This window comes from Psychrobacter sp. DAB_AL32B, from assembly GCF_002224105.1.
GTDB lineage: Bacteria > Pseudomonadota > Gammaproteobacteria > Pseudomonadales > Moraxellaceae > Psychrobacter.
Map to the genome: position 1 here is coordinate 1 of NZ_NEXU01000106.1, position 3,520 is coordinate 3,520.

6 protein-coding genes are annotated in these 3,520 nt (G+C 38.0%); 5 read left to right on the forward strand and 1 reads right to left on the reverse strand.

What is annotated here, in order from left to right:
* Positions 1 to 175: 175 nt before the first annotated feature.
* The 5 genes from CAN34_RS11855 to CAN34_RS11875 all read left to right on the forward strand — a co-directional run bounded on the left by CAN34_RS11855 (position 176) and on the right by CAN34_RS11875 (position 3,209).
* A complete protein-coding gene (locus CAN34_RS11855) occupies positions 176 to 1,042 on the forward strand; it encodes an exonuclease domain-containing protein (RefSeq protein ID WP_079691047.1) in 867 nt (288 codons plus the stop codon).
* Positions 1,043 to 1,103: 61 nt separating this feature from the next.
* Positions 1,104 to 1,640: a hypothetical protein gene (locus CAN34_RS11860; RefSeq protein ID WP_079691048.1), complete on the forward strand. Its 537-nt coding sequence runs from the start codon at positions 1,104 to 1,106 to the stop codon at positions 1,638 to 1,640.
* 30 nt (positions 1,641 to 1,670) lie between these two features.
* Positions 1,671 to 2,081 (forward strand): OsmC family protein, encoded by a 411-nt coding sequence (locus CAN34_RS11865; RefSeq protein WP_089555821.1) that lies wholly within the window; start codon positions 1,671 to 1,673, stop codon positions 2,079 to 2,081.
* Between the two features lie 36 nt (positions 2,082 to 2,117).
* On the forward strand, positions 2,118 to 2,582 hold the full coding sequence (locus CAN34_RS11870; RefSeq protein ID WP_089555822.1) for a flavodoxin family protein: 465 nt from the start codon (positions 2,118 to 2,120) through the stop codon (positions 2,580 to 2,582).
* Positions 2,583 to 3,209: a DUF938 domain-containing protein gene (locus tag CAN34_RS11875; protein ID WP_089555823.1), complete on the forward strand. Its 627-nt coding sequence runs from the start codon at positions 2,583 to 2,585 to the stop codon at positions 3,207 to 3,209.
* A 107-nt stretch (positions 3,210 to 3,316) separates the two neighbouring features.
* Here CAN34_RS11875 and CAN34_RS11880 read toward each other — a convergent pair.
* Positions 3,317 to 3,520: dienelactone hydrolase family protein (locus CAN34_RS11880; RefSeq protein WP_165767654.1), on the reverse strand; the 204-nt coding region annotated here is incomplete at its 5' end.

The window sequence follows — 3,520 nt, forward strand, 5'->3', positions numbered from 1 at the left end:
GGTAACTAGACGGGGGATTTTCTTTGTGCGTAAAATTTTGATCCTAAGTTATTAACTTCAACATTATTCTATTAATATGTAGTATGGTTGGATATAGGCTTAGAGCAGTAAGTATATCCAAAATATATCTAGTTTGCTTTCATAGTGAACATTGTAAGAACGAAAGGTGTAAGAAATGGAATTTGTTGCAATAGATGTGGAAACAGCAAATGCTGATATGGCTTCAATATGTCAGATTGGATTGGCTAAATACAAGGATGGAATTTTAGAAGAAGAGTGGTCTAGCCTAATAGATCCTGAAGATTATTTTGATGGTATCAATATAAGTATTCATGGTATAAATGAGAAAGATGTTAGAGGTGCGCCAACTTTCAATGAAGTTTTATTAAAGCTTTCAGAATTTATGTCAGGTTCAGTATGTGTTAGCCATACACATTTTGATCGCGTATCTATTCGTAAAGCTTTTGAAAAATATTCATTAAATCAACTAGATGTTACTTGGCTTGACTCAGCGCGTGTAGCACGTCGAACTTGGGAAGAATGTGCTTGGAGTGGTTATGGCTTAGCTAACGTTTGTAAAATTATAGGCTATGAGTTCAAGCATCATGATGCATTAGAGGATGCAAAGGCTGCAGGACAAGTTATATTGTCAGCAATGAATAAAACTGGAATTGATATAAATGGATGGCTTTATCGTGTTGGTAAACCTATAGGTAGTGATAGCAATGGTTCAATTCAGAGAGAAGGAAACTCTGAGGGAGAGTTCTACGGTGAAATATTAGTATTTACCGGAGCTCTTCTAATCCCTAGAGTTGAAGCAGCAAAGTTAGCAGCAAGCGTTGGTTTTGCAATTGGTGCAGGTGTCACGAAGAAAACAACATTAATTGTAGTAGGTGATCAAGATATAACTAAGCTTGCAGGAAAGAAGAAAAGTTCAAAGCACATTAAGGCAGAAGATTTGATTTCGAAAGGTCAAAATATACGTATTTTGCAAGAGAGTGATTTTAAAGAATTAGTAGCTCAATCGCATCAAGTTGTATAAAACGTATCCTAAAATAAAAAATATTCGTTTTCAATCTTTATAGAAAAATATAAGAAAATATATGCTTAAATCTTTCACAGTAAACGATGTCGAAGAGCTAAAACAACTTGAGCAAAAATTGTATGAATCAATGGACAAGTCTTTATTTCAGATTAGCTCTGAAATTACGTCAAGCTCATCGCAAACGCTCTTTTCAAAGATGAAGTTTGGCGGTATAGGTTTTGATCCTTTAAACTCTAACCGTGCACTCAATATAATCGAGCAGATTAACCAGTCTTTTACCTATCTAGCATCATTTTATGCATTGGAAATTTTATTTACTGAACACCCAGAACTAACTCCATTTAGACTTAATCTTGGAACTGCTCCAGGTTCAGATATTGAATCTGAATGTGGTGAACTAGCTGCTGAAGTTTTTGCTGCAGTAGCTCCAACAAGCAATCAGAAGATTAAGAAAGATATAGATAAAGTACTGAAAACTAATGCTAGGTTAAAGTTTGTATTTTTCATGTGCCCTAATTTTGAATTAGGTCGGCAACCTCAGCTTGAGAAAGAGGATGTGGTTGTATGGGCATTGAAGGGTGCGAATAAATTATAACTATTAAACAGAACTATGAAAGAGAAATCTATGACAACCTCAAAAGTAACTTATCAAGGCGATCTACGTACTACCGCTATTCATTTGCAATCAAACAATGAAATCATTACCGATGCACCTGTAGATAACCAAGGCAAGGGTGAAGCATTTTCACCGACAGATTTATTGGCAACCAGCTTAGCTAATTGCATGCTGACGATTATCGGTATCAAAGCTCGTGATATGGATATCGATATTGCAGGCACTACTGCTGATGTGACCAAAGTGATGGCAGCTGATCCAAGGCGTGTCAGTGAAGTACATGTTGCTATTACTTTTAATCAGCAGTTAGATGATAAAACGCAAAAAATATTTTATAACACTGCGCTAACATGTCCAGTTGCTAAAAGTATCCATCCCGATATTATTCAAAAAGTGACTATTAATTCCAAGAACTACTAATTCCAAAAACTAGTAACCTCTATAATGGTAATTAACATGGCTACCAAAACCTTGCTTATCGTCGCTCATGCGCCATCACCTAATACCAAAAAATTAGCACAAGCTGCTTATGACGGTGCTAGTCATCCTGATATTGATATCAATGTCATTCTTAAAACACCACAGGATACCCAACCTGAAGATGTATTGGCAGCAGATGCCTTATTATTGGGCACGACTGAAAATCTAGCCTATATGGCAGGTCTGACCAAAGACTTTTTTGATCGCTGCTACTATCCAGTGTTGGAAAAGAAGCAAGGCATGCCCTTTGCATTATATATTCGTGCTGGACAGGATGGTACGGGTACCAAACGTGCAATGAAGACAATCACTACTGGGCTGCGTTGGTCGTGGATTCAAGAAGCGCTGATTTTACAGGGAGATTGGCAAGAAGCATTTACTGGACAAGTCGAAGAACTAGCGATGACCCTTGCTGCTGGATTAGAGGCTGGGATTTACTAAATGAGTATATATCCATCTACTGCACTACCATTTTCTCAAGCGTGTGAGAACAATAAGCAGCCGATTTTGGAGGTTTTGCAAAAAGAATTGCAATCATCTACCCATGTGTTAGAAGTTGGTTCAGGAACTGGTCAGCATAGTGTGTATTTCGCACCAAGATTGGCGCATTTAACATGGCAGACGAGTGATGTATTAGCGCAGTATGCCACTATCAATGCTTGGCATACTGCTTATTCTGCACCTAATTTATATAAACCGCTGACTTTTGATTTGGCAGTCGATCCATTACCGATTAGTCCTGCTAGCAATCAGCCCTATGATGCGGTATTTACCGCCAATACCTTGCATATTATTTCGTGGTCTTTGGTTACCAAATTATTTGAATTGGTCGGTTATGTATTACCTGCAAATGGTAAGTTAATCGTCTATGGACCGTTTAATGAAAATGGGCATTATAGCAGCGCGGGTAATCAGCAGTTTGATATCAGTCTCAGGCAACGCGACCCAAAGAGTGGTATTCGTCATTTAGAAGACATCATTGCTTTGGCAAAGACACATCATCTAAGACTATCTAATAAGTATGCGATGCCCGCTAATAACCAGCTATTGGTTTTTCAAAAATTCTAGCTTACTGAAGCTTTGGGACAAAAAAGACCTCTCAATCAAGATTTTATAACGATCGATTGAGAGGTCTTTTTGTGTAGAGTGGCTTATGTTGTTTACAGACAGTCAAATTATTTATAGGCTTCTGCTAAAAAATCCAAATAACGTTTCCAAGAACGCTCATCAGCGCGAGCATCATATCTATCGCTGCCGAATACGCTAAAGGCATGTGGCGCACCACTATAGGTGATCATTTCATGCGGTACTTTTGCCGCTTCTAAAGTCTTAGCTAAAGTGGTAAAGCTTTCAAGGGAGACGGATCCATCCGCAGAGCC